Annotated in this window: 22 protein-coding genes; 9 read left to right on the plus strand and 13 right to left on the minus strand. The window is 61.4% G+C overall.

Annotated elements, in window-relative coordinates; genetic code table 11:
• The first annotated feature begins 140 nt into the window (after positions 1–140).
• The 5 genes from G7044_RS12810 to G7044_RS12830 all read left to right on the plus strand — a co-directional run bounded on the left by G7044_RS12810 (position 141) and on the right by G7044_RS12830 (position 5548).
• Complete coding sequence (locus tag G7044_RS12810; RefSeq protein WP_235931309.1) at positions 141–1397, plus strand: TonB-dependent receptor; 1257 nt, start codon at positions 141–143, stop codon at positions 1395–1397.
• A 101-nt stretch (positions 1398–1498) separates the two neighbouring features.
• Positions 1499–2554: an ABC transporter substrate-binding protein gene (locus G7044_RS12815; RefSeq protein ID WP_166329475.1), complete on the plus strand. Its 1056-nt coding sequence runs from the start codon at positions 1499–1501 to the stop codon at positions 2552–2554.
• The gene (locus G7044_RS12820; RefSeq protein WP_166329477.1) at positions 2551–3633 is read left to right on the plus strand and encodes a FecCD family ABC transporter permease; all 1083 of its coding nucleotides are present in this window, start codon (positions 2551–2553) and stop codon (positions 3631–3633) included. The genes G7044_RS12815 and G7044_RS12820 overlap by 4 nt, the downstream gene beginning before the upstream one ends.
• Positions 3633–4454 (plus strand): ABC transporter ATP-binding protein, encoded by an 822-nt coding sequence (locus G7044_RS12825; protein WP_166329479.1) that lies wholly within the window; start codon positions 3633–3635, stop codon positions 4452–4454. The genes G7044_RS12820 and G7044_RS12825 overlap by 1 nt, the downstream gene beginning before the upstream one ends.
• A complete protein-coding gene (locus G7044_RS12830; RefSeq protein WP_166329481.1) occupies positions 4451–5548 on the plus strand; it encodes a siderophore-interacting protein in 1098 nt (365 codons plus the stop codon). The genes G7044_RS12825 and G7044_RS12830 overlap by 4 nt, the downstream gene beginning before the upstream one ends.
• On the opposite strand, the gene G7044_RS12835 is transcribed toward G7044_RS12830, so the two are convergent.
• Genes G7044_RS12835 through G7044_RS12860 form a run of 6 tightly spaced genes read right to left on the minus strand, consistent with a single transcriptional unit; the run spans position 5491 to position 10494 of the window.
• Positions 5491–5805 (minus strand): SDR family NAD(P)-dependent oxidoreductase, encoded by a 315-nt coding sequence (locus tag G7044_RS12835; protein WP_235931303.1) that lies wholly within the window; start codon positions 5803–5805, stop codon positions 5491–5493. The two genes, G7044_RS12830 and G7044_RS12835, sit on opposite strands and share 58 nt — an antisense overlap.
• 17 nt (positions 5806–5822) lie before the next feature.
• Positions 5823–7154: a glutamine synthetase family protein gene (locus tag G7044_RS12840; protein ID WP_166329483.1), complete on the minus strand. Its 1332-nt coding sequence runs from the start codon at positions 7152–7154 to the stop codon at positions 5823–5825.
• A gap of 3 nt (positions 7155–7157) precedes the next feature.
• Positions 7158–7982, minus strand: coding sequence for an ABC transporter permease subunit (locus G7044_RS12845; protein ID WP_166329485.1), 825 nt, complete (start codon positions 7980–7982; stop codon positions 7158–7160).
• A complete protein-coding gene (locus tag G7044_RS12850) occupies positions 7979–8857 on the minus strand; it encodes an ABC transporter permease (protein WP_166329487.1) in 879 nt (292 codons plus the stop codon). Before G7044_RS12850 ends, G7044_RS12845 begins: the two co-directional genes overlap by 4 nt.
• 45 nt (positions 8858–8902) lie before the next feature.
• Positions 8903–9685: a transporter substrate-binding domain-containing protein gene (locus G7044_RS12855; RefSeq protein WP_166329489.1), complete on the minus strand. Its 783-nt coding sequence runs from the start codon at positions 9683–9685 to the stop codon at positions 8903–8905.
• Positions 9686–9708: 23 nt separating this feature from the next.
• Positions 9709–10494, minus strand: a complete 786-nt coding sequence (locus G7044_RS12860; RefSeq protein WP_166329491.1) for an ABC transporter ATP-binding protein — start codon at positions 10492–10494, stop codon at positions 9709–9711.
• A gap of 90 nt (positions 10495–10584) precedes the next feature.
• Between G7044_RS12860 and G7044_RS12865 the strand changes: the two genes are divergently transcribed.
• Genes G7044_RS12865 through G7044_RS12875 form a run of 3 tightly spaced genes read left to right on the plus strand, consistent with a single transcriptional unit; the run spans position 10585 to position 13252 of the window.
• Positions 10585–11283 (plus strand): type 1 glutamine amidotransferase, encoded by a 699-nt coding sequence (locus G7044_RS12865; RefSeq protein WP_166329493.1) that lies wholly within the window; start codon positions 10585–10587, stop codon positions 11281–11283.
• A complete protein-coding gene (locus tag G7044_RS12870) occupies positions 11283–11897 on the plus strand; it encodes an FMN-binding negative transcriptional regulator (protein WP_166329495.1) in 615 nt (204 codons plus the stop codon). The genes G7044_RS12865 and G7044_RS12870 overlap by 1 nt, the downstream gene beginning before the upstream one ends.
• On the plus strand, positions 11894–13252 hold the full coding sequence (locus G7044_RS12875; protein ID WP_166329497.1) for a glutamine synthetase family protein: 1359 nt from the start codon (positions 11894–11896) through the stop codon (positions 13250–13252). Before G7044_RS12870 ends, G7044_RS12875 begins: the two co-directional genes overlap by 4 nt.
• Positions 13253–13324: 72 nt before the next feature.
• Here G7044_RS12875 and G7044_RS12880 read toward each other — a convergent pair whose 3' ends face one another.
• The 7 genes from G7044_RS12880 to G7044_RS12910 all read right to left on the minus strand — a co-directional run bounded on the left by G7044_RS12880 (position 13325) and on the right by G7044_RS12910 (position 20697).
• Positions 13325–14353, minus strand: a complete 1029-nt coding sequence (locus tag G7044_RS12880) for a GSCFA domain-containing protein (RefSeq protein WP_166329499.1) — start codon at positions 14351–14353, stop codon at positions 13325–13327.
• Between the two features lie 4 nt (positions 14354–14357).
• A complete protein-coding gene (locus G7044_RS12885) occupies positions 14358–15341 on the minus strand; it encodes a hypothetical protein (protein ID WP_166329501.1) in 984 nt (327 codons plus the stop codon).
• Complete coding sequence (locus G7044_RS12890) at positions 15338–16720, minus strand: glycosyltransferase family 2 protein (protein WP_166329503.1); 1383 nt, start codon at positions 16718–16720, stop codon at positions 15338–15340. Before G7044_RS12890 ends, G7044_RS12885 begins: the two co-directional genes overlap by 4 nt.
• A gap of 27 nt (positions 16721–16747) precedes the next feature.
• Positions 16748–18013 (minus strand): nucleotide sugar dehydrogenase, encoded by a 1266-nt coding sequence (locus G7044_RS12895; RefSeq protein ID WP_166329505.1) that lies wholly within the window; start codon positions 18011–18013, stop codon positions 16748–16750.
• Positions 18014–18314: 301 nt separating this feature from the next.
• The gene (locus tag G7044_RS12900; RefSeq protein WP_166329507.1) at positions 18315–19544 is read right to left on the minus strand and encodes a hypothetical protein; all 1230 of its coding nucleotides are present in this window, start codon (positions 19542–19544) and stop codon (positions 18315–18317) included.
• Between the two features lie 12 nt (positions 19545–19556).
• Positions 19557–19883 carry a nucleotide exchange factor GrpE gene (locus tag G7044_RS12905; protein ID WP_166329509.1) on the minus strand — a complete coding sequence of 109 codons (327 nt, stop codon included), beginning with the start codon at positions 19881–19883 and terminating at the stop codon, positions 19557–19559.
• Positions 19873–20697: an ABC transporter permease gene (locus tag G7044_RS12910; RefSeq protein ID WP_166329511.1), complete on the minus strand. Its 825-nt coding sequence runs from the start codon at positions 20695–20697 to the stop codon at positions 19873–19875. The genes G7044_RS12905 and G7044_RS12910 overlap by 11 nt, the downstream gene beginning before the upstream one ends.
• A gap of 150 nt (positions 20698–20847) precedes the next feature.
• Here G7044_RS12910 and G7044_RS12915 point away from each other — a divergent pair, with 150 nt between their 5' ends.
• A complete protein-coding gene (locus tag G7044_RS12915; RefSeq protein WP_166329513.1) occupies positions 20848–22071 on the plus strand; it encodes a hypothetical protein in 1224 nt (407 codons plus the stop codon).
• Positions 22072–22074: the final 3 nt, after the last annotated feature.

The following is a 22074-nucleotide window of genomic DNA, read 5'->3' on the forward strand; positions in this document are numbered from 1 at the left end:
GCGCAAACTCGATGGCCAGAACCGTCTGCCGGAGATCATCCAGGGGGTTGAGTTCCGCGACGGCCTCCGCCAACTTCAAGTCGCCGCCTGATCAAGCGTCACCAACTTTCGCCCATATCTCATCCTCGTCCACGCTCGGCATGGTACGGGCAGAGGTTGATATCCTCGACAACGTGACCGCTTACGCCGCAATTGGTCTTCAGGAGTTCGAGTATAATCAGAACCTCATCAGTCCAGCCTGGATTACTGGCGCTGATGGATCGTTTCAGCAGTACACAACGTGGGAGCGTCTCAGGTTTCGAAGCCTGGCGGCAAATGCCGGGATCAGGGCTACGGCGACGACGGGACCGATTGATCATGCGTTGAATCTGCAGGTGTCGGGCAGTCGATTTAGCCACTTTCAATCGCTCTCATATGGCCCCGACCTTGATCGTGGTACGATCTACGATCCGGTAGTCACACCGATGCCGTCCCTCACCGATCCGGGCGATCCTCTCAAGGTTGTGGAAACCGAAAGCTTTAGCATCGGTATCGCCGACACAATGTCGTTCATGGACGATCGCGTCCAGTTCACGGCCGGACTGCGTTATCAGAAGGTGGATGTTGCCACCTTTGACTATGATTGGGGCAGCGCGGAAACCGCAACATACGAAAGCGACGCATGGAGTCCCGCCTTCGGACTGGTCGTGAAGCCATGGGAGAATGTCTCACTTTACGCCAACTACATTCAGGGTTTGCAACCTGGAATGACTGTCAGCAGCTTCTTTGCAAACGCCGGAGAAGTGTTTCCCCCATATGTCAGCAAGCAGTATGAAGCAGGCGTCAAGGTCGACTGGGGACGCGTTAGGACAACGCTCGCAGCATTCCAGATCGCTCAGCCAAACGTCCTCTACACTTACGATGCCAAAACTGACCTCTATACAGCAGCCTTGAATGGCGAGCAGCGCAATCGAGGCATCGAACTCAATGCCTACGGCGAGATAGTTGACGGTGTGCGTCTTCTAAGTGGCGTCACCTTCCTCGAAGCTGTCCAGACCAAGACTGCCGATGGAGCTTTCGACGGCAAAAGGGCGCGGGGTGCGCCTCGGGTCCGGGCCGTCGTCGGCGGCGAATGGGACACACCCTTCCTTGAAGGGCTCACCTTGAGCGGGCGCCTAACCTATACAAGCAATCAGACGGTCGACAACACGACGCCCGACTTGACGATCCCCTCATGGACGACAGTTGATCTTGGCGCGCGCTACAGCTTCGATTCTCGGTGGAGTGAGAAGCCTGTTACCGTCCGCTTCGACGTCGAAAACGTCTTTGACAAAAGCTACTGGGTGACTGCAGATACTGGTTTCCTGCCTCTGAGCCAGCCTCGTACCTTCCGCCTTTCAACGGCGTTTAAGTTCTGATGTTGAGGTATAGGGGGCAAATGCAGGCGCGAGCGGCCAATAGGCGCCGCTCCGCCTTCGGGTTCTTGGCCTGCAGCCGGCTCACGCTGTCAATGTGGATCATGCTTTGGGGTGCCTGTGTCGCGCAGGCGCAGATCTTGGTAACGGACATTGCCGGGCGTCAGGTCGAGATTGCCGCGCCGCCGCAGCGCGTCATACTGTCGGCGCCATATTACTTTCCGGCGCTTGAGATCCTTCGCAGTGATGCCGCCGACCTGATCATGGGTGTCAGTGGTGCCTATGGTATGGCGGAGTTCGAGAAAACACCTCACGTCGGATGGGTAGGGTCTTCCTTTTCCATAGAGACGTTTTTGGAGCTTGACCCTGACCTCCTGATTGCGGACGGAGCACGGACAGCGGATTGGCTGGCCGTCGAGGCTGTTCTTGAAAGGGTAGGAATACCAATAGTCTATGTCGATTTCGCCAACGATCCTGCGCGGAATACAGTTCCAAGTATCGAAATTCTCGGGCGCGTCTTTGGTGAAGAGGAGCGAGCCTCTCAATTTATAGAGTTCCACAAAAGCCATGTGGCGCGCATCACCAGCCGGATCAAAACCGGTCATCCGGTGCCGCAGAAATTGATTATGAACTTGAGAAGGGGATGGGATGGTTGCTGCGCGGCGCGGCGGGAAGGCGTCAAAGCATATCTCGATTTGGTGGGCGTGGACAACATCGCCGAAGATATACCTGGCGCGGGATCACCTGGAGCGGAGCTGAGCCTCGAGTATATCATCGCAAGCGATCCACAAATTTTTGTTGCCGTCACCGCAACCCAAAGCCCCACATCCTTTTTTGGCACCCCGCGGAGCTTGGAGCGGGCCGTCTCGTCACTTCAGAAGCTTGCAAACGAGGAGGAATTCCAGGGGCTGGCCGCCATGCGCAGCCGGCGCGTTCATGTGGTCGACATTTCCCTCATGCGTTCGCCGTTTAACGTGCTGTTGCTGGAACTCCTCGCCAAGTGGGCTCATCCTGATCTGTTCGCCGATCTCGATCCACAAGCCACGCTGGACGAACTCAACGAGCGTTTTCTGACGACTCCGATGAAGGGACCCTTTTGGGCGAGCCTTGATCCCGCCGCAGATCGACCTGCCGGCCAACCATACGATGAGCATCCATGACAGAAGATATTCTGAAGCCGGATGATCCGGCTCCCAACCTGAGAGCCGCCGTGCTCACGGCCTATGAACGGCACACCCTGCGCCGCGTGTTCATCGTCGCCGGGCTCGTGGCGGCGCTTGTCACATCTGTTCTTGCTGATCTGGCAATCGGTGCTTCGAGCCTCAGCCTCGTCGACGTGGTGCGCGCGATCCTCTGGACGGATGAGACCGATTACAACACGTTGATCATCATCTGGGACGTACGCATGCCGGCAGCGCTCATGGCTGTGCCGGTCGGCATGGCCCTGTCGCTAGCGGGCGCTGAGATGCAGACCATCCTCAACAATCCGTTGGCGAGCCCCTTCACGCTCGGCGTTTCAGCGGCGGCGGCCTTTGGGGCGGGGCTTGCCATCGTGCTCGGGTTGGGACTTCCCGGCATTCCGACAAGCTGGCTCATCACTGTCAACGCTTTCGCCTTTGCCTTCGGCTCGCTGCTGCTTCTGCTGAGCCTGACGCGGGTTCGGGGTGCAGGCGTCGACAGCCTTGTAATGTTCGGGATCGCGCTCGGTTTCACCTTTAGCGCTCTCCTCGGATTGCTCCAGTTTGTCGCTTCCGCCGATGCGCTGCAGCAACTTGTCTTTTGGACGATGGGAAGCCTGACGCGGGCCAGCTGGGAAGCCATTGCCATTCTTGCGGTGGTCATCCTTCTGGCGCTGCCTTTCTCGCTCGGCGCGTCGTGGAAGCTGACGGCGCTGCGCCTCGGTGATGACAGGGCGCGCAGCTTTGGAATCGACGTGACGCGGCTGCGCTTCTTCTCGCTGCTTCGCATCAGCATTCTTGCCGCCACGTCTGTCGCCTTCGTAGGCGCGATCAGCTTCATCGGCCTGGTCGGTCCGCATATCGCCCGCCTTATTATTGGAGAGGATCACAGGTTCTTCCTTCCGGCCAGCGTTCTGACAGGGGCGGTCGTCATGTCGCTGGCCGACATCGCCAGCAAATCCATCGTGCCAGGCGTCATCGTGCCGGTTGGCATCGTTACGTCATTGGTAGGTCTGCCGGTTTTCTTCTCGCTGATCTTACGTCGTCGGGAGCGCCTCTGATGGAGGAAACCCTAGCGCTCTCCATTTCAAAACTCTCCGCCGGTTACCGCAACCGGCCGGTGTTGCAGGATCTAAATCTTGCACCGCTCGAACCGGGCAAGGTTACGGCACTGGTTGGCCCTAATGCGGCAGGCAAATCCACCCTGCTACGTGCCTTGGCTGGGCTGGTGCCTGCAACGGGATCTATCCGGCTAGGCGATATCGATCTCAACACGCTCGCTCTCACCGATCGGGCGCAGCGAGTTGCGTTTATGCCGCAGTCGCTACCGCAGAACGCCGAACTATCGGTACTTGAGGGCGTGATCGGCGCACTGAAAGCCTCACCGGTGGGCCATATCGAGGGCAGCGGCCCGCAGGCACGCCACCGCGCCATCGATGTACTCGACAGCCTTGGCATCCTCGACTTGGCGATGGAAGGCATCGGCCGCCTCTCCGGCGGCCAGCGACAACTCGCCAGCCTCGCTCAGGCGATAGCACGAGCGCCCCATCTCCTCCTGCTTGACGAGCCGACCAGTGCGCTCGATCTCCGCCACCAGCTCGACGTTATGATGGTCGTGCAAGCGCTTGCCCGCGAAGGCCGGATCGTCGTCGTCGTACTCCACGACCTGACATTGGCCGCGACATGGGCTGATCATCTCGTCGTCCTGCATAATGGCGCGGTCGCGGCCCAGGGGGCGCCGCAGACTGCCCTTTCTCCATCCGTCCTCGCAGCCGTCTACGGCGTCGAGGCCCGCGTAGAACGCTGCTCAAGAGGCCGCGTGCACGTCATGGTGGACGGCCCAGTACCCGACGCAATCCAAAACAAAGGTCGCTCCACATGACGACACTTTTCACAGAAGCATGTTTCGAGGTTGCGGGCGTGCAATCAATCGTCGACGAGGTTTGTGAACATCTTCGTTCGCATGGTGTCGTCGTTGCCGGAGCAGACCAACACAAAGTACTGACGTTCGATGACGGTAGAGGCGAGATCGCCATAAATGCTGATCGCGCGACGATGAAAGTTGAAGCGCAAACCCTGACAGGCATAGAGATTGTCAGGGAAGAACTCACCTCGCAACTGATCGAATATCACCCACAGCTAGCAGACAGGATCATCTGGTCCGGAGATGGCTGCGAACAGCGCTATCCCGCCTGGTTTTGCTTGCTGACTGTCGCCGACACCTTCCGCGTGACGCCTCATGTGCAGAGGGTTCGGTTTCATGGGTCCGACCTCGGCCGTTATTCCGGATTCGCCGACATCCATATGAGACTGATGTTTCCGCGGCCCGAGGATCGCAACCCGCAGTGGCCGCATGTCAAACCGAACGGGACTATTTCGTATGCTCCTCGCGACGTGCTGGCTATCCGCGAGTATACCTATCGCCACGTCGATGTCGCTGCCGGCACGCTGGACATCGATTTCGTGCTTCACGAAGAGGCCGGCCCTGGCTCTGCATTCGCAGCCCGCGCAAAGCCGGGCGATGTCATCGGCATGAGTGGCCCAGGTGGCTATTCTGCGCCTCTGGATCGGGACTGGTATATCCTTGCGGGCGATGAGACGGCGATTCCTGCCATCGCCGGTATTCTGGAAACCCTTCCCGCCGCAGCGCGCGGCATTGCTTTTATTGAGGTGGCGGATGCTACCGAAGAACAATCGCTCGATACGAAGACAGGTATCACAATCCGCTGGCTGCATCGCAATGGCGCCGCTCCTGGCACGACGAAGCTGTTACCGGATGCGGTGCGCGCCGTCGAATTCCCATCAGACGGATCGTCGGTATTCGCATGGGCAGGATGCGAATTCTCCGCCTTCAAGGAGATCCGCTCTTACATGCGCAAGGAGCGTGGGCTGAAAAAGGGGGAAAGTCTCATCGTCTCCTACTGGCGTAGAGGCAAGAGTGAGGATGAAGTGAGAGGAACGCCAGACGATGGCTGAGCTCCTGCAGCGCTTCGCCGTTTATGAGCGCCCGCATGCATGCCGGGGAAGTTCATTGGCGTCAAAGTGTAACCCGGAACCAGCAGATGAGCCGAGACGCGGCCGTCAGTTGCGTTGCGCAAGTCGTGCTCCAACTGCTCGGTCAGCGCCTTGATGCCCGCGTTTGCGACCGAGTAGGCGGCATTGCCGGGCGGGTTGGTGATGCCCTTTTTCGAGCCGAGATAGACGATGGCCGCAGGCTGGTCGCTGGCGATCATGCCCAGGAGGAACCCAATCACACCGTATCGAGGTATAGCTCGATCGTTTCCTCATCTGTCAGCTCGGCCATGTAATGCAGTTCCTGCCGCTTGGTCATGACGAAGTTGTCGATCAGGTGCTGCGAGAAGATGCGCTTCATCTCGGGGCAGTTGGCGAAGGTGTCGATTGCCTCGGCCCAGCTGCCGGGAAGCTGATCCAGCTTTTTGTCATAGGCGTTGCCCTCGAACGGGGGCGGAGTGTCCAGCTTGTCCTCGATCCCGTTTAACGCCGCGCCAAGGATGGCGGCGATCATCAGGTAAGGGTTCACGTCGCCGCCTGCCACGCGGTGCTCGATCCGCCGCGCTGCGTTGGGCGAGGCGGGGATGCGGATCGCGGCGGTGCGGTTTTCGTAGGCCCAGCCGATGCCGGTGGGGGCGTGGGCGTTCGGCACCAGCCGGTCATAGCTGTTCTCATGCGGCGCGAAGATCAGGGTAGAGCCGGGCATCGCCCGCAACAGCCCGCCCACCGCGTGACGCAGTATATCCGAACCCTTTTCGGTGCCGTCGTCGAAGATGTTCTTGCCTGCGGCATCGAGGATCGAGAAATGCATGTGCAGACCCGACCCAGACCAGACGTCGTAAGGCTTGGCCATGAAGCTGGCGGCAAATCCGAACTCGCGCGCCACGCCCTTGGTCATCATCTTGAACAGCCAGGCATCGTCCGCCGCCTTCAGCGGGTCGGGCTGGTGCATCATGTTGATCTCGAACTGACCGAGCGCGGCTTCGGAAATCGCGGTATCGGCCGGAATGTCCATCAGCTCGCAAGCGTCATACAGTCGGGTGAAGAAGCGATCGAAGGCATCCAGCGCCCGCAGGCTGAGCGTTTCGGCCCCGGTCCTGCGCTTGCCAGAGCGTGGGCTGCGCGGGACCCGCAAGGTGTTGCCGGAATCGTCGATGACGAAGAATTCCATCTCGGTCGCGACTACCGGCGTCAGACCGGCAGCCTTATAGCGGTCGACGACGCGCGCCAGCGCCTGACGGGGATCGCCGTCATAGGGGCGCCCATCAGGGTGGAACATCCACAAGGGAAGCAGCGCCGAGGGCGCGTCAAGCCATGGCATTGGCATGAAGCCGCGTTCCGTGGGCAGCAGCAGCGCGTCGGGATCGCCCGATTCAAAAACCAGCGGCGAATTTTCGATATCCTCGCCCCAGATGTCCATGTTCAGCACGGAATAGGGGAACTTGGTCCCTTCAGTCAGCAGCTTGCCGGCGAAGCGGGCAGGGACACGCTTACCGCGTGGCACGCCGTTCAGATCGGCTGCGGCCACGCGAATCGTGCGCACTTCGGGATGTTCGGCTAGCCAGTCCATAAGTCACCTGATCAGTTGCGGCCGATAGCGAACCCGCCGCGCGGCCCCCGGAAGGTGACGGTTCAGCCGCCGATTGACCAGACCGAAAAGCGACGTCAGCAACAGGGTCAACAGGATGAAATAGACCGCAACGATCGGATAGGCGACAAAGGGGTTGAAAGTCTTGTCGGCAAAGTAATTCCCGTAATACAGCGCGTCACCCTGCTGGGCGAAGGCCGGGAAGCTGGCGAAGAATACCAGCGTCGTGGCGTGAAACAGGAAAATCGCCTCGTTCGTGTAAGAGGGCCAAGCCAGGCGCATCATCGTCGGCCACACCACCCGGCGGAATTTCTTCCAGCCGGTCAGGCCATAGGCATCAGCGGCCTCCAGATCGCCCTTCGGCACGGTTTGCAGCGCGCCGTAGAAGATCTCGGCCGAATAGGCGGTGGTGTTCAGGATCAGCACGATCAGCGCCCCGGCCCAGGCCTTGGTCAGCCAGCTGGTGGCGATGGTGATGCCGAAGATCTCTATCCCGGAACGGGGCAGCAGGACGAACAGCTGATAGGCCAGGAAGAACTGAATGAACAGCGGGCTGCCGCGGAACACGAAGATGAACCATTCGGCCGGCTTGCGGATCCAGGCGCTGTCCGACGCCTTGGCCATCGCCAGCGCATTGGCCAGGAAAAAGCCGAACAGCAGCGCGAAAAAGCCGAAATAAAGGTTCCAGATCAGGCCGGACCCGATCAGCGTGACCTGCGTGCAGAAGTCGAATTCAGTCCGTGGTAGAAGCTTCTCGCCGATGCCGATAGAACGCAGACCGTAGTCGAGGATGGTTTGACCGCAGCTCATGCGCCCGCCTTTCGCATGGCTTCGCCCGCCATCGTGGCCTGCCCCAACGACAGGCGGCGGGAGATGCGCCGCAGCACCCGTTCAGAAATCGCCGTCATCAGCAGGTAGAAGATCAGAATTGCCAGGAAGTAATACAGCCGCCAGTCCGGGTGCGGATAGGCGAAGGCTTGCGTCTTCGATGCGCCCAACTGGCGGGCCCAATAAACGATGTCCTCAATCCCCAGCAGGAACAGCAGCGGCGTCGCCTTGATGAGGATCATCCACAGGTTCGACAGGCCGGGCACTGCATAGACCCACATCTGCGGGATCAGGATCCGACGGTTCATCTGGCGACGCGTCATGCCGTAGGCCTCGGCTGTTTCCAGCTGCGCACGCGGCACGGAATTCATCGCGCCATACAGCACATTGGCCGCGAAGGCGCCGAAGACGACGGAAAAGGCCAGAACGGCGAGGAACATGCCGTAGCTGTCATGGACCCATTCCGGGCTGGTCGCGCGCGGCAGCTTGGCGGCGGCGCAGACCACGAAATCACTGCCCTGCCGGACCGGGACCGAGGTGTCGCAATACACGCGTGATCGCAGGTATTCGAACAGCTGATCAAGCGCGATCGGCACGAACATGAAGAAGACGATGTCGGGCACGCCGCGCACCATCGAGGTATATATCTTGCCGAACCAGCGCAGCGGCGCCACATGTGAACGCGCCGCCAGCGCCCCGCCAAAGCCGAACAAAAGCGCGATCGGGGCGGTGATTGCCAGCAACAGCAACACCGTGCCGAAGCTGGCATAGAACTGCATATGAGTGCCGGACGTCAGATAGCATGACAGCCAGGTCAGACCTTCCAGCGATTTCGGATCGGCGCAATATTCGAACATCTCAAGCGTGCCCCGCCGCCATTTCCGGCGGCGGGGCCACTGTCCTTATTCGGCGACTGCGGTGATCTTGGCCCCGGCCTTGTCGACCGCCTCGCCATTCGGGCCGAAATACACGGCGCCCTCGGCGAACCATTTTTCGATCAACCCGTTCAGGGTGCCATCTTCCTTCATGGCGGTCAGCGCCGCATTCATCTTGTCGCGCAGCTCGGTGTCGGACTGGCGCACACCGACGCCGATACCGCCGCCCAGCGGAACATCCTCGCCGACCCAGGCCAATTCACCATTGGATTCGTTCACCGCCGGCTCAAGGAAATCCTTGTCGGCAAAGACGGCTTCGGCTTCGCCGTTGCGAACGGCGGCGACGGTTTCGTCGGGGGTGGCGAATTCCAGCAGGGTGGCACCGGATTCGGCGACGTGGCCGGCCTGGATCGTGGCGGTCTGGGCTGCAACAACGGCACCTTCGCCGATATTGGCGTCAGCCGAAAGCGCCGCATAGGCCGAGGCGGCCGGCGGGAAGTAGTTCTGGGTGAAGTCGATTTCGGCCTTGCGCTCGTCGGTGATTGACATGCCGGCCATGATGGCGTCGTAGTTCGAGGATTTCAGGTTCGGCAGGATCGAATCCCAGTCATTCTTGACCCAGACGCATTCCAGTTCGGCGCGCTTGCAGATCTCGTTGCCGACGGCGATGTCGAAGCCGTCCAACTCGCCGGCATCATTGACCAGGTTATAGGGAGGGTAGGCGCCCTCGGACGCGATCCGGACCGGCGCGGCCAGACCCATCCCGGCGGTCAGCGCCAGGGTGGCGGCGGCGAGCATCAGTTTTTTCATGCTTGTTTCTCCTGTTGGTAGGTTCAGACAGCCATGGTGGCGCTGAGGAATTGGCGCAGACGTTCCGTCTTTGGCGCGCCAAAGACCTGATCGGGCGGACCTTCTTCTTCGATCCGTCCCTGATGCAGGAATACGACGTGATCGCTGACATCGGCGGCAAGCCGCATGTCATGCGTCACCAGAATCATGGTGCGATGTTCGGCGGCAAGGTCCTTGATGACCTTGACCACCTCTTGCTGCAATTCGGGATCCAGCGCGCTGGTGGGTTCGTCGAACAGCAACGCCTTGGGTTCCATGCACAGCGCCCGCGCAATCGCGGCGCGCTGTTGCTGACCGCCCGACAGCTGCGCGGGCCAGGCGTCGGCCTTGTCGGCGATACCCACCTTGGCCAGCAGCTTGCGGGCGCGGTCCTCGACCTCGGCCGGGTTCTGTCCCAGCACGGTGACGGGTGATTCCATCACGTTCTGCAGAATGGTCATGTGCGACCACAGGTTGAACTGCTGGAAGACCATCGACAGCTGGGTGCGGATGCGGGTGACCTGGGCGCGGTCGGCCGGAAGCCGGGCAAGGCCCTGACCCTTCCATCGCACGGGCTCGCCCATGAAAAGAATCTCGCCTTGTTGGCTGTTTTCCAGCAGGTTGCAGCAGCGCAGCAGTGTGGATTTCCCGGAACCTGACGAACCGATAAGGCTGACCACATGACCGCGCGGTGCGGTCAGGGATACGCCTTTCAGCACCTCCAGCTGCCCATAGGACTTGTGCAGATCGTGGATCTCGATGACGGGCGTGTGTGTCGAAGTGTCGCTCATGGTGACGCGTATGTGGCGCGATTTCGTGCCGGATTGCAACGCTTTCGTGCGCCGCCTAGATTTGGGTGAAACCTCAAGCGATGGCGAAACATGAAGATCGGCATTCTACAGACCGGGCAAGCCCCTGAAACCGTGCGGGGCGCCCTGGGCGATTACCCGGAACTGTTCACCCAATTGCTGGCCGATCAGGGCCTCAGCTTTCGCAATTATCATGTCGAGGCGATGGAGTTTCCGGCCTCGATCCATGATGCGGAAGGCTGGTTGATTACCGGCTCGCGCCACGGCGCATACGAAGACCACGCCTTCATTCCGCCGCTGGAGGCGTTCATCCGTGATGCCTATGGCGCGGCGGTGCCGATGGTCGGCATCTGCTTCGGCCACCAGATCATCGCCCAGGCGCTTGGCGGCAAGGTCGAAAAATTCAACGGGGGCTGGTCGGTCGGCGCGCAGGATTACGATTTCGGCGATGAAAAGCTCACGCTGAACGCCTGGCATCAGGATCAGGTCGTCACCCGCCCCGACGGTGCGGAAGTCGCCGCCAGCAGCGGGTTTTGCGAAAACGCGGCGCTGATCTATCCGGGGCGCGCCTTCACGGTGCAGGCTCACCCGGAGTTCCGCGATGATTTCATCCAGGGCCTGATCGACACCCGCGCCCGCGGTGTCGTGCCTGACGCGCTGCTGGAGGTGGCCAATGCGCGTATGGGCGGAAGGCGCGACAGCGACGTGCTGGCCCGCCGCATCGCCGCATTTTTCCATGCCGCCGAAAGCGCACGGAAGGGGGCCGCCTGATGTATTGTCCGCCAGCCTTCGCCGAATCGCGCCCCGAGGTGATGTCGGCGCTGATCCGCGCCCATCCGCTGGGGCTGCTGATCACGATCGGGGCAGAGGGGCCGATGGCAAATCCGGTGCCGATGCAGCTGACCGAAACCGGGCAGTTGCGCGCCCATCTTGCACGCGCCAATCCGCAATTGGCCGATCTGGAAACCGGCACCCCGGTGCTGGTCGTGTTCCAGGGCGAACAAAGCTATGTCTCGCCTGAATGGTATGCGACCAAGGCGGAGACGGGGAAGGTCGTGCCGACCTGGAACTATCTGATGGTGCAGGTGCGCGGCACCCCGCGCCTGACCGCCGATGCCGACTGGCTGCGCGTTCAGATCGACGCGCTGACCCAACAGATGGAGGAAACCCGGCCCGAGCCGTGGCAAGTCTCGGACGCGCCGGAAAAATACATAAATGCCCAACTTCGCGGCATTGTCGGGGTGGAAATCGACATCACCGACATGCGCGGCAAATGGAAGGCGGGCCAGAACAGGGGCCCTGCCGACCGCGAGGGTGTGGCAAGGGCGCTTGGCCCGACCCACCCGAGCCTTGCCGATGCCGCCCTTTCAACAGGAACCATATGACCCCCGATTGGCTGGAACAGACCCCGAAAGCGGCGCAGGATTTCGTCGCTGGCCGCCGCTTGGACGAAATCGAATGTATCGTCGCCGATATTGCAGGCGTTGCGCGCGGCAAGGCGATGCCCGCGTCGAAATTCGCTCGGCAGGAAAAATTCTTCCTGCCCAACTCGATCTTCCTGCAAACGATCACTGGTGAATGGGCCGACAACCCCTCGGGCGCGTTCACCGAACCCGACATGATCCTGACCCCGGATTACTCGACCACCACCGCCGCACCCTGGACGGCCGACTATACGCTTCAGGTCATCCACGATGTCTATGACCAGCAGGGCCAGCCGGTTCAGGTGGCACCCCGCAACGTGCTGAAACGCGTTGTCGGCATGTTCGAGGCCAAGGGCTGGCGCCCGATCGTCGCCCCGGAAATGGAGTTCTTTCTGGTCGCCCGCAACACCGACCCGAACCAGCCGATCATCCCGCCGATGGGCCGGTCCGGCAGGCGGGCCGCCGCTAAGCAGGCCTATTCGCTTTCGGCGGTGGATGAATACGGCAAGGTGATCGACGACATCTATGACTTCGCCGAGGCGCAGGGGTTCGAAATCGACGGCATCCTGCAAGAAGGCGGTGCGGGCCAGATCGAGATCAACCTGGCCCATGGCGATCCGGTGCGGCTGGCCGATGAGATCTTCTTCTTCAAGCGCCTGATCCGCGAGGCGGCGCTGCGCCATGACTGCTATGCCACCTTCATGGCCAAGCCGATCGAGGGCGAGCCGGGCTCGGCCATGCATATCCATCATTCAGTCGTGGATCTGGCGACGGGGCAGAACATCTTTTCGGATCCCAAGGGTGCCGAGGCCCCGCAATTCCTGCACTTTATCGCTGGGATGCAGAACCACTTGCCGGCCGCCGTGGCGCTGCTTGCGCCTTACGTGAACAGCTATCGCCGCTATGTCCCCGACTTCGCCGCGCCGATCAATCTGGAATGGGGACGCGACAACCGTACAACCGGGCTTCGTGTGCCGATTTCCGGGCCAGAGGCGCGGCGCGTCGAAAACCGGCTGGCGGGGATGGACTGCAATCCCTATCTGGGCCTCGCCGCCAGCCTTGCCTGCGGCTATCTGGGTCTGGTCGAGGGCAAGGATCCGCGCCCGGAATGCATCGGCGATGCCTATATTTCCGAAGACGAGCTGCCGCTGACGCTGGGTGACGCGCTTGACCTGATGGTCGAAAGCGCCCCCATGCGCGAGGTTCTGGGCGATGAATTCATCAATGTCTATGAATCGGTGAAGCGCAATGAATACAAGGAATTCCTTCAGGTCATCAGCCCCTGGGAACGCGAACACCTGCTGCTGAACGTCTGATCCGACTGCCAGTCATGCAAAAGGCCCCGGCGATTACCGGGGCCTTTTTCGGTTCCGTCTTGGCCGACGTACTCAGGCGTCCAGCTTGCTTTCGTCGCAAATCAGCTCCAGCTCCTCGGCGGGTTCTGGTTCGGCTTCGCCTTGCGCAAATTCCGTTGCCATCGGCCCCGAGAAGAAGTGCGACATCACATAATCGACGCCATATTGGCTGACATTGCGCAGGTCGGGCTCGAAATACATGCCGCGCGCCGGATGGCTGCTGATGATCTCGTATGAAGGGAAATAGCTGACGCCGTCCAGTTCCGCCACCAGATCGCCCGCGACGGCCCGCAGCACCGATTTGGAATAGCTGGTCGCAACCATGACGTGATTGTCGGTTGCGGTTGCCGCCAGCGGCACGGGCGAGACGGTCAGCAGCATCCGCGCCGAAAGGTTGACCGCGCGCAGGGCCGACCAGAATTCGGTCATGTCGGCCATCACTTCGCCATAGCGCAGGTTGCGGAAGACATGCTTCTGCGGGTCGTATTCGCCGGCGACGGTGCCGGGGGCCATCGGGTACATGGTTCCGTCCACGCGATGTTCCCATCCCTCGGTCAGGCCCATGGTGAAGACGAACAGGTCCAGTTCGGCGAACATCTTGCGCACCGCCGCCAGATGGCGCTGTCGCAGGGCGGTCACTTCCTCGGGGCTGGCCTGACCAACCGGGTCGATGCCGGGGCGCAGGGCGTCGAAGAAGCGGCCATTGCGTTCCCAGACCGCATCCAGCGGCGTACGGTTGCCATGCGCCTCGTGGAACAGCTGGATCAGTTGGCGCGAAGTATAGACGTTGCCATAGCGGCAGGAAAACACGCCAAAGCCCCAACGCCGCGCCTCGGCCTCATCGGCGAAGTCGATGGGGGCGGGCTCCATATCCATATAGCTGGCGCCGCGCCGGGCCAGGTTATTGCCGATATGCTGGGCAAAGCAGCTGCCGGCAGTGGCGATCCGGTCGCTGCGTGACAGCGTGATCGGCTGCCACATGTCGAACAGCTTGGAATAATGGACGGTGCCAACGCCGCGTTTCCAATAGGCGCGGTCGGGTTGTGACGTATAGGGGTTCATGTCTTCACCTCTCTGCCAGCATGGATGTGGTCAGCGCATTCGCCAGACGCAAGTCGTCGCCGCCGAAGGTCTTGGCCGGGCCGGGTTTGGCCGGTGCGGCGGCCGGTGCAGCGGCCGGTGGCCCTGACGCGGCAGGGGCGGTGCCATATTCGGCATGCCAGGCGGTCAGCAGTTCCGGGACGGATGCGCCGGGGTTGTTGATGACGGTGTTCAGCCACTGTGTCGCCAAAGCGACTGGCACGGAATTGGAATGGTCCGGGATCCCCCAATAGCCGCATTGCAGAATGAGGCGGGATTTGCCGTGCGCAGAAATGGCGTCGACCAGCGGCGCCACATGCTGCTTCAGGTGGAACTGATCTCCCGTCGAATGCAGCAGAACCACCGTGTTCGGCACCGCCTGCCGGTAAAGTGCGACGACATCGGCGCAAATCACCTCTCCCAGTGCTTCGACGCCGGGCAGAGAGGGCCAGCAGGCGGCGGTGTATCGGCCGCCATGACCCGAATAGTACCTGCGGATGTCGGTTTGCGGGGAAACGGCGAGGCAGGTGCTGCCGGGAATATGCCAGGAATAGAACAGGCTGGCGAAACCGCCGCCCGAGCTGCCCATGAAGACGACATGTTCGATATCCAGATAGGCGATCGCGCGCTTGATGAGGTCCAGCAGTACCTCTTGCGCGGGAAAGCCTTCGTAACCGGCATACCAGGCAAGGGTGAAATTGCCCGTGCCCTCCATCCCCGGATCGGCGATCATCAGCTGGTTTGCTGGCTCGCCCGTCATCGGCATGACCGGCATGAAGATCGGGGTCGCACGTTTGGCGCGGTCGATGGCGCCGTGAAAGCTGATATACAGCGTCTTTGACCCGGTTTTGCGCGCCAGACGCATCGGCACCTTGCCGCCGGCATCGGTACAATAGAAAGGCTGGCGGCTGTCCAGCCCTTGTTCCAGCGGAAGCTGCGGAAGCGGGGGGCGTTCAGGCCTTACGTTCACAGATTGCCCTCCACATGAGCAAGCGGAACCACCATTTCTGCCGGTGCGGCATAGCGGCGATTGACCATCGGGAACGGGACATAGGGCCCGCTCTCGGCGAAGTTGGACTTGTGCCAGCTGTCCCAGGCATCGCGGAAACTTGCCCGCACGGGCGAGATGCCGGTGGTCTTGCTGACACCGAATTCCGCATGGTTGGTCAAGCTGGTCTCGAGGTCAAGGCAGACCATCGAGATCATCGGCAGGTCGGCATAGGCATCGCCCAGCAGCTGCATGGTTCGTGCGATCATTTCGCTGTCAGCGCCGAAGCGGACCGAATCCCAATAGCCCAGCCTATCCATCATCGTCGCGCGGTGGAAAAGGCAAGAAATCGAGGACTTCCGCTTTACCCCGTCCACCGAGAAGCCGCTGATCGGCCCGATATGGCCGAACCGTCCAGAAGGCAGGATGCGGATCATATAGGTCAGCCCGGCCAGGACTGGGCGGCCAAGTTTCTGGAACTTGCCCAGATGACGCTCGATGCGCTGCGGATGCGACCAGTCGTCGGCGTCCTGCCCGGTGACCCATTCCCCCTTCGCATCCCGTAGCGCCAAGTTCTTCGACACATAAGGGCCGACATTATAGGTGTTGCGGCGGATCTTCACCCGGTCGTCCGACGCCGCGATCTTTTGCAGCACCTGCCATGTGTTGTCGCTGCTGCAATCATCGACGATCAGCAGTTCGATATTCTGCCAGGTTTGGTTCAGGATCGAGCGCGCCGCACCTTCGACGGTCGCGGCCGCGTTCCAGGCCGGCATGATGACGCTGACCAGCGGGCCACCGCTTTGCTTGCGCAACTCGGCCGTGGCCAGCCGCGAGGTCATCGCCCCAAGGCCCGGCGTCAGGCGCAGCGGTGCGATGCCGCTGTCGTGCTGCAGATAGGCGTTCAGATGCTGCAGCCAGCTGTCTTCGTCCCCCGTTGCCAGCGCCGCATTGGCGCGCAGGATCGCGGCGGAATAGGCCAGCTCCGCGGGCAGGTGCTTGTGCAGCAACTTCTCGGCCAGATCAGCCTCGCCGATGTCTTGCAGATGGCTGGCCGCCTGCAATATGCGGCGTTGTTCAACCTCTGCCGGCGTGCCGCCAAGGCTTTGCATAAGCGCACTGGCCTTTGACTTGGCCAGCCGGGGATTGGCGAATTGGTGAAAGCTTTCGCTGAACCGTGGTCCCGGATCGCGGCCCAGCATGAAACCGACCGTGCGGAAATGGTCCCACGGGTCCATTCCCGACAGCGCCACATCGGGATAGCGGTCGCTATACCAGGTGGCGTCGAAGACGCCGGACTCGGCAAGGGCTGCCTGTGCCTCCGACGTTATCTCGCGATACAGTTTCACATCGCTCTGCATTTTGCCTGTCCGACGTCTTGCTGCGCCTTACAGGCGCAGCTCGCTTTGTTCTTTCGGGAACACCGCCTTCATGTCGAACAATATGCCGCCGGGCGCCAGATAGCCGCGGATCGCATCGGCACCGCCCTGCACGAATTCGGCGTGCGGCACGGCCAGGATGGCCACGTCATAGGCTCCCTTGCGGGGTTCCGCCAAGGTGACGCCATATTCCTCGGTCATTTCTTCGGGGCTCGCATGCGGATCGTGCAGGTCGACATTCAGGTTCCATTCCTGCAACGCGTTGACCAGATCGACAACCTTGGTGTTGCGGATGTCCGGGCAGTTTTCCTTGAAGGTGGCGCCCAGCACCAGCACGTTCGCGCCGTTGAACTTCATGTCGCGTGCGCCCATCGCGCGGACAAGGCGCTGCGCGATGTTGCGGGCCATGCCGTCATTGATCTCGCGCGAGATGCGGATGATGTCGGGGATATGCCCCGCCTTCGAGGCGCGGTGCAGCAGGTAATAGGGGTCGACGCCGATGCAGTGACCGCCCACCAGACCGGGCTGAAGGCGCATGAAGTTCCACTTCGTCGCGGCGGCGGCGATCACCTCGGCCGTGTCGATACCCAGACGCGAGAAGACGATCGACAGCTCGTTGATGAGGGCGATGTTAACGTCGCGCTGGGTGTTCTCGATCACTTTCGAGGCCTCTGCGACGCGGATCGAGCTGGCCTTGAAAGTACCGGCCTTGATGATCGAGGCATACAGCGCATCGACGTAATCGGCCACTTCGGGGGTCGAGCCCGAGGTGACTTTCAGGATACTGCTGATCGGGCGGTCCTTGTCGCCGGGGTTGATACGCTCGGGGCTGTAGCCGGCGTAGAAATCGCGGTTGAACACCATACCGGTGCGCGCCTCGATCACTGGCAGACAGGCTTCCTCGGTGGCGCCGGGGTAGACGGTCGATTCATAGATGACGACGTCGCCGGGGCTGATCACCTTGGCCACGGTTTCCGAGGCGCCGATCAGCGGCGACAGGTCCGGCAGCTTGTTGGCGTCGATCGGCGTCGGTACTGCCACAATGTAGACGTTGCAGTCGCGGATGTCTTCGACATCTGCGCTGAAGGTCAAGTGCTTGGCATCTGCCAGGCTCTCGATCTCGCCTGTCCGGTCGATGCCGCGGCGCAGTTCTTCGATGCGTGTCTTGTTGGTGTCGAGGCCCACGGTTGGGTAGACCTTGCCGAATTCGTTCGCGAGCGGAAGGCCGACATAGCCGAGGCCGATCACGGCGATACGGGCGTCTTCGATGTTCATTTAGTCTAAGCCCTGATTTGTTGCTGGGATTCGCGTAAACCCACGGCGCAAGGTTGGCAACCCGCCAGCGCGGGCACCGCCTTTGACCAGCGGCTAACGGCCGTAAGGCCAACATATACTGTCCAGCTTGGTATCAGGGCAAGTTATGTTGGTAAGTCTTTGTAATTTCGTGTTGGTTGTTGGATTGACCCAGGCAAGACCGGGACGGCGTGACGCTGCCGCTGCGCTTTTTCTGCATCTGCAGGTTTGACAGATTAATCTAAGATCAACCGGGGCACGCGCGGCAAGGCCGCATGCCGGGCTAGGCCGCGCCGCCCGTTTTCCGGCTGTCTTTCATGCGCCGGCGCAGCCGCCGTTCACTGGTGTGTATCATACGGTCATAGCGTGCATTGCTGAAATACCACAGCGTCGAAACCAGATCGCTGCGATGCCGGGCCAGATAGGGCACCGAAGTCAGGACGGTCAGGTCCTGGGTCTGGGACAGGAAGCGGTCGATGGTCTGGCCGCGATGGGTCACCTCGTCCCATGACGCCAGCCGTTCCAGTGCTCGGCGGCCGAAGATATTGAAGGTCAGCCCAACGCTTTTGTTCAGGATCGCAAAGTCCAGCCCGTCGCGCCGGATCACCTTGCGGACCCGAACCGAGGCGTCCGCATCGGTCACGATGCCCGCAAACATGTCGGCACCGGTTTCGGCCATCAGCTCTCGGATCATCGGCAGCAGATCGCGCAGGCGGTCGTCAAAGGCGCAATCGTCCTGAAAGACCAGCATCTCGGAATGCCCGAGATCCAGCGCCGCCCGCGCCAGCCGCTGATAGCTATAGGCCGTTCCCGTCCAGCCCGGCAGCCGCAGCAGCGCATCGATCACGAGGTCGTCGCTGCTGGCGCTGGCGCGATAGGCGGCGGTCCGGCTGGGGGTTTCCGGCAGGCTCAGGCACAGCTGCAAGGGCAGGGGGGCCGAGCGCAGGACGGGGGTGAAATCGATCTGGTCGGCGGGGATCCAGTCGCAGAAGAACAGGCAGCGGCGAAGCGCCAGATCGTTGTGCTGGGCATAGTCCTGCCAGGCCTGCGGCGCTGCCGCGGCGGGGGGCAGTGGTGGCAGTACGATCCGATGGGGATAACCGGTTGGGCGCTGTTCCCATTGCCGGATCCGGTCGGGATCATGGTCGAGGATCAGCGCCAGAAGCGCAATTTCGGGCGCATCCATCGGCAGATCGTGGTCGTCCGGCCCCGCCAGCAAGATATCGCCCTGGCGGATCGCCTCGGGCGTGGCGGTGGGCCAGCCGATATGCAGCGTCGGCTGTTCGGCGACCGGGTCCGGTTGGGCGGTGATCCCATGCGACGCAAGGAAGCGGGTGACCATCGCGGTAAGGGCCGGATAGCCGTGGTCGATCAGGCCGATAGTCCCAGCCAACTGGGGCGTGGGCGGGATGTCGTCGGGGTTGATCTTGGGGCGATAGCGCAGCCGCCGCAAAAGCCCGGTCAGACCTTCATAGCGCAGGATCCGCAGGGATTTGCCGATGGCTTTCTTCATCTGCGTGTCGGCTCAGGGAAGGTAACGCGTCTGCAGCCGGCGCAGCGTTGCCTTCAGCCGTCCCGGCAGCCGAGCCACGATCGCACGCCGCAGACGCTTCGCAAATGCGACCGCCCGCGACCGGAGGCGGCCGAAAAAGGTGCGGATCTGCGGAATCCCGAGACGTTTCCCTTCGGCCATGCGGGCGAACTGGGCGAGTTCCTGCAGGTGGCGGCGTTCCTGCCGGCGCAGGCGCAGAACCTCGGCGCGCAGAGCCTCGACCTCGGCCTGAAGCGGATCGGTTTCAGGCGCGCCGCCGCTTGCCCCGACGGGCTGGGAACTGGGGCGATCACCATTCATAGAGAATCTTCCGATGATATCGCAGCAGCAGTGCCAGACCCAACGTCAGCAGAATGAAGCTGACCGAATAGACATAGAGCGGGCTGACATACTGACCGGGATAATTCAGATAGAAGCCACGCCGCATCTCGCCCACGATATGAACGATGGGGTTCCACCACAGCATGTCGTCATAGGGCTGTGGCACGTCGTCATAGATAAAGATGACGCAGGAAATCAGCAGCATCGGGCGGTTGATGACGGACCAGATGGTTTGCCAGCTGGGAAAACGCGCGAACAGAAAGCTGTTCATCGTTCCAACGCCCAGCCCGAATACCGTGGCCATCAGATAGGCCTGCCCGATCACCAGCAATTGCGGATTGGTCCGCGTCTCGTTCAGCGTCATGATCGAGAAGAAGATCACATAGCCGACCAGCAGCCCGGTCAGGCAGGTGACGATCGCGCGCGCGATCAACGCGTCGATCAGCGTCACCGCCGGATAGACCAGCAGCGGCCGCGAGAACTGGATCGCCTGCGCGATCTTGCCCGCGAGGCTGTTGTAATACATGAAGGGCACCATCCCCGTCGCGTAGAAGATGGCAAAGTTCACCCCGATCGGCGGCGTCCGCAGTACGGCGGAAAACAGCAGCGTCAGCAGGATGATCCCGGCAACCGGCTCGATGACGATCCAGATATAGCCACCCATGCTGCGGCCATAGGTTGTCGACATCTCGCGCATCATCAGCGCGGTGACCGACCGGAAGGTCGGAAAGCGGCGACTGATCGTATTGACAGGCTTGAGCGCCTGCTCGCCCTGATGCGGTGTTGAAGACATCGTGTCTGTGCCGTTGATTCGTAGGTGCGGGGGTCTATCAGACAAGTGTGAACGCGGATAGCCCAAGCGGACTGGTATCTCGGGGGCAATAGTTTAATAAAGGCGCAGGATAGGCAAGGCCGCGTTCTGGGGCCATCTGACAGGCATACCATGAGCACCGCAAGCAATCTCGAATCGCAGGATACTTCCGCGACCGCGCCAAACACGAAGAACAAGCTGGCCAAAAGCCTGCAACGCGGTACGACACATTTCGGCCGTCCGGGTGCTGCACGCTTCCGCACGCGTCACATTCTGGTCGCGCTCAGCTTTGTGCTTTGGGTGGTCGGGCCTGTTGCGGTAACCGCCTCTTACCTGTGGGGGGTGGCGGCAGACAAATACGCCTCCTATGCGGGTTTTCTGGTCCGCAGCGAACAGTCGACTGTCGGCATGCCCACCGAAGGGATCGGCGGGATTTTGTCCATGGTGCAGGGTGACGGTCAGGAAACCAATATCCTGTACAAGTTCATCCAGAGCCGCAGTCTGGTAGACCGCGTCAACGAACGTGTGAACCTGCGCGAGCTGTGGTCCAAGCAGCCACAGGATTGGGTTTTCAGCTATAATGACGGCCCGACGCCCGAAGATCTGGTGCGCTATTGGAACCAGAATGTGAAGCTGTTCTACGATCAGGGGATGCTGGACATGCGGGTCACGGCCTTTGACCCGGTCGACGCGCAGCTGATCGCGCAGACGATCATTGACGAAAGCCAGCGCGTTATCAACCAGCTGAACGCCGTCGCCCGCCGCGATACCCTGCGCTATGCCGAAGAAGACCTGAACAACTCGCTGCAGCGCCTGAAAGAGGCGCGTGCCGCCGTGCAGACCTTCCGGTCGCAGAACAATATCGTCGACCCAACCGCCTTTGTGGGCGGACAGGAAGGGGTGCTGACCTCGCTGCAACAGCAGCTGGCCGATGCAATGGTGCAGGCGGGCATGCTGAAGGCCAATGCCCAATCGGGGGATCCGCGCATTGCGCAGGCTGAACTGCGCGTCGAAATCATCAACCAGCAGATCGACGAGGAACGCGCCAAGATCGGTGACGAAAGCAGCTCGACCGACAGCAGCTCGACGGCGAATATCGTCAGCCGTTACGAGATCCTCGAAGTCGATCGCCAATATGCCGAAAGCGCCTATGCGGTGGCCAAATCCGCCTATGATCTGGCGCGGGCGCAATCCGACCGCCAGACGCTGTATCTGGCCCAGTATGTCACCCCGACCATCGCGGTAGAGCCCGAATATCCCGAACGGGCAAAGCTGTTGGGGCTGGTCACGGGCTTCCTGTTGCTGACCTGGCTGATCGGCGTCATGACCTATTACAGCATCCGTGACCGCCGCTGAGTT

Origin of the sequence: Paracoccus xiamenensis (assembly GCF_011308835.1) — a bacterium.
Classification (GTDB): Bacteria; Pseudomonadota; Alphaproteobacteria; order Rhodobacterales; family Rhodobacteraceae; genus Paracoccus; species Paracoccus xiamenensis.

Coding starts and splice junctions, on each gene's coding strand:
- G7044_RS12855 (WP_166329489.1), bottom strand. CDS start 9,685: ATGAAAAAACTGATGCTCGCCGCCGCCACCCTGGCGCTGACCGCCGGG.
- G7044_RS12860 (WP_166329491.1), bottom strand. CDS start 10,494: ATGAGCGACACTTCGACACACACGCCCGTCATCGAGATCCACGATCTG.
- G7044_RS12875 (WP_166329497.1), top strand. CDS start 11,894: ATGACCCCCGATTGGCTGGAACAGACCCCGAAAGCGGCGCAGGATTTC.
- G7044_RS12810 (WP_235931309.1), top strand. CDS start 141: ATGGTACGGGCAGAGGTTGATATCCTCGACAACGTGACCGCTTACGCC.
- G7044_RS12850 (WP_166329487.1), bottom strand. CDS start 8,857: ATGTTCGAATATTGCGCCGATCCGAAATCGCTGGAAGGTCTGACCTGG.
- G7044_RS12845 (WP_166329485.1), bottom strand. CDS start 7,982: ATGAGCTGCGGTCAAACCATCCTCGACTACGGTCTGCGTTCTATCGGC.
- G7044_RS12865 (WP_166329493.1), top strand. CDS start 10,585: ATGAAGATCGGCATTCTACAGACCGGGCAAGCCCCTGAAACCGTGCGG.
- G7044_RS12870 (WP_166329495.1), top strand. CDS start 11,283: ATGTATTGTCCGCCAGCCTTCGCCGAATCGCGCCCCGAGGTGATGTCG.
- G7044_RS12815 (WP_166329475.1), top strand. CDS start 1,499: ATGCTTTGGGGTGCCTGTGTCGCGCAGGCGCAGATCTTGGTAACGGAC.
- G7044_RS12840 (WP_166329483.1), bottom strand. CDS start 7,154: ATGGACTGGCTAGCCGAACATCCCGAAGTGCGCACGATTCGCGTGGCC.
- G7044_RS12835 (WP_235931303.1), bottom strand. CDS start 5,805: ATGATCGCCAGCGACCAGCCTGCGGCCATCGTCTATCTCGGCTCGAAA.
- G7044_RS12825 (WP_166329479.1), top strand. CDS start 3,633: ATGGAGGAAACCCTAGCGCTCTCCATTTCAAAACTCTCCGCCGGTTAC.
- G7044_RS12900 (WP_166329507.1), bottom strand. CDS start 19,544: ATGAAGAAAGCCATCGGCAAATCCCTGCGGATCCTGCGCTATGAAGGT.
- G7044_RS12905 (WP_166329509.1), bottom strand. CDS start 19,883: ATGAATGGTGATCGCCCCAGTTCCCAGCCCGTCGGGGCAAGCGGCGGC.
- G7044_RS12820 (WP_166329477.1), top strand. CDS start 2,551: ATGACAGAAGATATTCTGAAGCCGGATGATCCGGCTCCCAACCTGAGA.
- G7044_RS12915 (WP_166329513.1), top strand. CDS start 20,848: ATGAGCACCGCAAGCAATCTCGAATCGCAGGATACTTCCGCGACCGCG.
- G7044_RS12895 (WP_166329505.1), bottom strand. CDS start 18,013: ATGAACATCGAAGACGCCCGTATCGCCGTGATCGGCCTCGGCTATGTC.
- G7044_RS12890 (WP_166329503.1), bottom strand. CDS start 16,720: ATGCAGAGCGATGTGAAACTGTATCGCGAGATAACGTCGGAGGCACAG.
- G7044_RS12880 (WP_166329499.1), bottom strand. CDS start 14,353: ATGAACCCCTATACGTCACAACCCGACCGCGCCTATTGGAAACGCGGC.
- G7044_RS12910 (WP_166329511.1), bottom strand. CDS start 20,697: ATGTCTTCAACACCGCATCAGGGCGAGCAGGCGCTCAAGCCTGTCAAT.
- G7044_RS12830 (WP_166329481.1), top strand. CDS start 4,451: ATGACGACACTTTTCACAGAAGCATGTTTCGAGGTTGCGGGCGTGCAA.